Below are 5,817 nucleotides of genomic sequence, written 5' to 3'. Positions count from 1 at the left end.
TGGCCACGGACGGACATGTCGAGGTGTACGAGGATGTACACCGGGGGCTGCGCGACGCGCTCACCGCGCTCGACGCCCGCCCGGGACCTCCGGCCCCCACCCGTCACCCGACCACCACCCCTCAACGAGGCCCTTCGGGCCACGAGCCCAATGCGCCGTACGAAAACAGGAGCTGAACCGAACGTGGCAGGAGTCGCACGCCGCCGTCTCGACGCGGAGCTGGTCCGCCGCAAGCTGGCGCGCTCGCGCGAGCACGCCAGCCAGCTGATCGCCGCCGGGCGGGTCACCGTCGGCAAGGCCGTCGCGACCAAGCCCGCCACACAGGTGGAGACCGCCGCCGCGATCGTGGTGACCGCCGACGACAGCGACCCCGACTACGTCTCGCGCGGCGGCCACAAGCTCGCCGGCGCCCTCGACGCCTTCGTTCCGCAGGGGCTCGTCGTCGAGGGGCGGCGGGCGCTGGACGCCGGCGCGTCCACCGGAGGCTTCACCGACGTACTGCTGCGATCGGGCGCCGCGCACGTCGTCGCCGTCGACGTCGGTTACGGACAACTCGCCTGGTCTCTCCGACAGGATGAACGCGTCACCGTCAAGGACCGTACGAACGTACGCGAGTTGACGCCGGAAGCGATCGATGGGGAGCCCGTGGACCTTGTCGTGGGGGATCTGTCCTTCATCCCGCTCGGAGTGGTACTGCCCGCCCTGGTGCGGTGCACCCGGCCGGACGCCGATCTGGTGATGATGGTGAAGCCGCAGTTCGAGGTGGGCAAGGAGCGCCTCGGCAGCGGGGGAGTGGTACGCAGTGCGCAGCTGCGGGCCGAGGCCGTACGGGGAGTCGCCCGCAGGGCCTGGGAACTGGGACTCGGAGTGAAGGGGGTCACCGCCAGTCCGCTGCCCGGTCCCTCCGGGAACGTCGAGTACTTTCTGTGGCTGCGGGCCGGGGCCGGTGAACTGGACCCGGCCGACGTTGACCGTGCAGTGGCGGAGGGGCCGCGTTGACACAGAACCGAGCTCGTACTGTTTTCCTGCTCGCCCACACCGGGCGTCCCGCGGCCATCCGCAGCGCGGAGCTCGTGGTCAAGGGGCTGCTGAACGCCGGGCTCGGGGTGCGCGTCCTGGAGGCCGAAGCGTGCGACCTGCCGCTGCCGGGCGAGGTGGAGCTGGTCGGAGAGGCCACGCCGCAGTGCCTCGACGGGTGCGAGCTGCTGATCGTGCTGGGCGGCGACGGGACCCTGCTGCGCGGCGCCGAGTTCGCCCGCGCGTCCGGGGTGCCGATGCTCGGCGTCAACCTCGGCCGGGTCGGCTTCCTCGCGGAGGCCGAGCGCGACGACCTCGACAAGGTCGTCGACCGAGTGGTGAACCGGGCGTACGAGGTCGAGGAGCGGATGACCGTCGACGTCGTCGTGCACCGCAACGGCGACATCGTGCACACCGACTGGGCGCTGAACGAGGCCGCCGTGCAGAAGGCCGGCGCCGAGAAGCTGCTCGAAGTCGTGCTGGAGATCGACGGGCGGCCGGTGACGGGGTTCGGCTGCGACGGCATCGTGCTGTCGACGCCGACCGGGTCGACGGCGTACGCCTTCTCCGCCGGGGGACCGGTGGTGTGGCCCGAGGTCGAGGCACTGCTGATGGTGCCGATCAGCGCACACGCGCTGTTCGCGAAGCCCTTGGTGACCTCGCCGGATTCCGTGCTCGCGGTGGAGGTGCTGCCTCACATTCCGCCGGGCGTCCTGTGGTGCGACGGGCGGCGGACGGTGGACCTGCCGCCGGGGGCCCGGGTGGAGGTGCGGCGTGGAGCGGTGCCGGTGCGGCTGGCGCGGCTGCACCATGCGTCGTTCACGGATCGTCTGGTGGCGAAGTTCGCGTTGCCCGTTTCGGGGTGGCGGGGGGCGCCGCACTAGCGGACTCGAAGGAGTGGTTTCCGTTGTGCCCCGGCCGCGGGCTGTCCGTGGCCGGTCGCGCCCCGCGGCGCAGCCGCTGCCAGCACAGTCCCGCGCCCCTGACGGCGACGTCCTCCCCCGGGCGCCAAGGGTGGGCCGGTCGCACTCGCCGCCCCGGACCTCGTATGGTCGTGTCCGTGCTTGAGGAGATGCGGATACGGTCGCTCGGTGTCATCGACGACGCCGTGGTCGAGCTGTCGCCCGGGTTCACCGCTGTCACCGGTGAGACGGGTGCCGGCAAGACCATGGTGGTCACCAGCCTGGGGCTGCTGCTGGGCGGACGCGCGGACGCGGCGCTCGTGCGGATCGGGGCGAAGAACGCGGTCGTCGAGGGGCGGATCGCCGTGCCCGGGGACGCCGCGGTCGCCGTCCGGGCCGAGGAGGCCGGGGCCGAGCTGGACGACGGGGCGCTGCTGATCAGCCGTACCGTTTCCGCCGAGGGGCGGTCGCGCGCGCACCTGGGCGGACGGTCCGTGCCCGTGGGGATGCTCGCCGAGCTGGCCGACGAACTGGTGGCCGTGCACGGGCAGACCGACCAGCAGGGGCTGCTCAAACTGTCCCGGCAGCGGCAGGCCCTGGACCGGTACGCGGGTGACGCGGTCGCCGGACCGCTCGCCAAGTACGCCGAGGCCTACCGGCGGCTGCGGGCCGTCGCCACGGAGCTGGACGAGATCACCACGCGCGCGCGTGAGCGCGCCCAGGAAGCCGATCTGCTGCGCTACGGCCTCGACGAGGTGTCGGCCGTCGAGCCGCGGGCCGGCGAGGACGTGGAGCTGGCGGAGGAGGCGGAGCGGCTGGGCCACGCCGAGGCGCTCGCGTCGGCGGCCACGGCCGCTCACGCCGCCCTGGCGGGCAATCCGGAGGACCCCGAGGGCGTGGACGCGGCGACGCTCGTCGCGGGCGCGCAGCGGGCCCTGGACGCCGTGCGGTCGCACGACCCGGCGCTGGCCGTGCTCGCCGAGCGGATCGGCGAGGTCGGGATCCTGCTGCGCGACGTGGCCGGGGAGCTGGCCGGATACGCCGACGACCTGGACGCCGACCCGCTGCGGCTGGCGGCGGTCGAGGAGCGCCGGGCCGCGCTCACCGCGTTGACGCGGAAGTACGGCGAGGACGTCGCCGCCGTGCTGACCTGGGCCGAGCAGAGCGCCGCGCGGGTGACCGAGCTGGACGGCGACGACGAGCGGATCGGCGAGCTGACCGCCGAACGGGACGCGCTCCGGGCGGAACTGGGTGGACTGGCGCAGGCACTGACGGACGCGCGGACGGACGCCGCCGAGCGGTTCGCGGCCGCGGTGACCGCCGAGCTGGCCTCGCTCGCCATGCCGCACGCGCGCGTGTCGTTCGAGATCCGGCAGACCGAGGATCCGGATGGCGTGGAGGTCGGTGGACGCACGGTCGCGTACGGGCCGTCGGGTGCCGACGAGGTCGAGCTGCTGCTCGCCCCGCATCCCGGCGCGCCGCCGCGGCCGATCGCCAAGGGGGCGTCCGGCGGTGAGCTGTCACGCGTGATGCTGGCCGTGGAAGTCGTGTTCGCGGGCACGGACCCGGTGCCGACGTACCTCTTCGACGAGGTCGACGCCGGTGTCGGCGGCAAGGCGGCGGTGGAGATCGGGCGGCGCCTCGCGCGTCTCGCGAGGAGCGCACAGGTCGTGGTCGTCACGCATCTGCCGCAGGTGGCCGCGTTCGCCGACCGGCAGCTGCTGGTGGAGAAGACGAACGACGGCTCGGTGACCCGGTCCGGCGTCAAGGTGCTGGAGGGTGAGGACCGGATCCGCGAACTGTCCCGCATGCTCGCCGGCCAGGAGGACTCGGAGACGGCCCGGGCCCACGCGGAGGAACTGCTCGCGACGGCGCGGTCGGACGCGTAGACCTGGCCGGCGGGCTGGGACGCGGGACGTCGGCGGCGCGCCGTCGGTGTCGCGGGTGGGCGGCACCAGGTGCACGCGTCCGCGGGGCGGAGCCGGCGACGGCGTCGGCCGCCGGGGGCGGGGGACGCGGTGTGGTCGACGCCGAGCGGGTCCGCCCGTCGGACCGGTGGCCGTCGGGCTGCCGAGTCCGGAGACCGGAGACCGGGCTGGGAGGGGGCGACCGTGGTCTCCGGTGGCTGCGCCCGGTCGTCGGTGTCGGCCCGGGCCGTTTTCGGGAGCCGGGTGTCGACCCCGGGTGGAGTTCTGGGAGGGGTGCCGGTCCGGCGGCCTCTGGTGTGGGGCGGCTGGGGTGGTTTTGACGGCCGCGCCCGGTCCTGGGCGTTGGTCCGGGCTGCTTTCGGAGTTCGGCTTCGGGGGCCGGGGCGCCTTTCAGGGGGGTCGGTTCCGGGTGGGGACGGTGCCGGTCCGCTGGTTCGGCGCCGTGGTGCTTTCGGCGGAAGGGGGGGCGCCGGGGTCCCGTAGGGTGGCCCGATGATCGACCGCGCTCGCCGGACCGGCTCCTTCTTCGCCCTCGCCACCGTGCTCGCGCGGACCGGACTGTCCGCGCTGCGCGCCACGGCGCCGGGCGGCCGGGAACGCTGGGAACGGAAGAACCACGCCGGACGGGCCGTGGATCTGTACGCGGGGCCCGCGTCCGCCGTGGCGGCGGCGGTGGGGACGGCGCGGGTGCGGCCCGCCGCCGGGTTCGCCGTGCTCGCCGCCGGGGCGTGCGGGGCCTACGACGACGCGGTGGGCGCCGGGGACCCCCGGCGTGGGTTCCGGGCACATCTGTCGGCGCTGCGGGACGGCGAGGTCACCAGCGGGGCGGTGAAGCTGCTGGGGGTCTCCGCGGCCGGGCTCGCCGCGGGCGCGGTGCTGAAGGAACGGCCGTTGGACAAGGTGCTCGCGGGCGTCGTCATCGCGGGGGCCGCGCACTTCGTCAACCTCGTGGACGTACGCCCCGGGCGGGCCGGAGCGGCGGTCCTCGCGCTCGGGGCGCCGGGGCTGCTGAGGAAGGGACCCGGAGCGGAGACGGCCGCCGTCGCCATGGGTGCAGCCGCGGCGGTACTGCCGGACGACATCGCCGAGCGGACGATGCTCGGTGACACGGGAGCGCACGCGCTCGGCGCGGCCCTGGGTGTCGCGGTGGTGGCCGGGAACGGCCGGGCGGCGCTCGGCGCGCACGCCGTCGCACTCGTGGCCGCGGCGGCGTACGGGGAGAGGGTGAGCGAGGCGGCACGCTCACTCGTGTGAGTGAACCGACCCCGTCCCGTTGCCCCGACGGTCGCCCGCGCGGGACGTTCGTCGTTCCCGGAACACCCGTACGGCCTGGCATCCTTGACGGAGTAACGCGCCGGAAACCGCGCGGCGCGCCCTCTCCGCACCGTCCTTCTGTACGTTCTTCGTGACCGTCCCCAGCCGAACCAGGAGTTCCCGGCCACGTGACCCCCGTGAGCAGCCACTCACCGCACGGCCAGTCGCCGCTGCGCACCGTGCAGGTGCTGGGCGGCGGCAACGCCGGCAGCAGCACGCACGTGCGCTCCCTGGCCGCGGGGCTCGTCGCACGGGGCGTGAAGGTGACGGTGTGCGCCCCCGCAGATGCGGAACGCACCTACGACTTCACCGGCGCCGGAGCCGACCACGTGCACGTGCCGCGCAGCAGTGACCCCGTTTCCGTTGCCGCGCTGCGGGCGGTGTGCGCGGACGCCGACCTGGTGCACGCGCACGGGCTGCACGCCTCCTTCCGCGCCGCGCTGGCACTCGGCGGCCGCCGGGTCCGCACTCCGCTCGTCGTCACCTGGCACGACCGGGTCCATGCCGAAGGAGCGCGTGCCCAACTGCTGCGCGTCCTGGAACGACGGGTGATGAAGGCCACCACCGTGGTGCTCGGTGCCACCTCGGAGCTGGTCGACCGGGCGCGGCGAACCGGCGCGCGGGACGCCCGCCTCGCCCCCGTCGCGCTCCCCGCC

5 protein-coding genes are annotated in these 5,817 nt (G+C 74.6%); all 5 read left to right on the top strand.

Annotated elements, in window-relative coordinates; all coding sequences use genetic code 11:
* Positions 1 to 183: 183 nt before the first annotated feature.
* On the top strand, positions 184 to 999 hold the full coding sequence (locus EBH09_RS07515; RefSeq protein ID WP_121746137.1) for a hemolysin: 816 nt from the start codon (positions 184 to 186) through the stop codon (positions 997 to 999).
* Entirely contained in the window at positions 996 to 1,901 is a 906-nt protein-coding gene (locus EBH09_RS07510) for an NAD kinase (protein WP_121746136.1), read from the top strand. Before EBH09_RS07515 ends, EBH09_RS07510 begins: the two co-directional genes overlap by 4 nt.
* A 164-nt stretch (positions 1,902 to 2,065) precedes the next feature.
* Entirely contained in the window at positions 2,066 to 3,808 is a 1,743-nt protein-coding gene (gene recN, locus EBH09_RS07505; RefSeq protein ID WP_193776158.1) for a DNA repair protein RecN, read from the top strand.
* A 531-nt stretch (positions 3,809 to 4,339) separates the two neighbouring features.
* A complete protein-coding gene (locus tag EBH09_RS07500; protein WP_121746135.1) occupies positions 4,340 to 5,101 on the top strand; it encodes a hypothetical protein in 762 nt (253 codons plus the stop codon).
* Between the two features lie 188 nt (positions 5,102 to 5,289).
* Positions 5,290 to 5,817: glycosyltransferase (locus EBH09_RS07495; protein WP_153182620.1), on the top strand; the 528-nt coding region annotated here is incomplete at its 3' end.

Origin of the sequence: Streptomyces sp. E2N166, from assembly GCF_003671715.1 — a bacterium.
GTDB classification, from domain to species: Bacteria; Actinomycetota; Actinomycetes; order Streptomycetales; family Streptomycetaceae; genus Streptomyces; species Streptomyces thinghirensis.
This window is presented reverse-complemented; position numbering and strand designations above follow the sequence as displayed.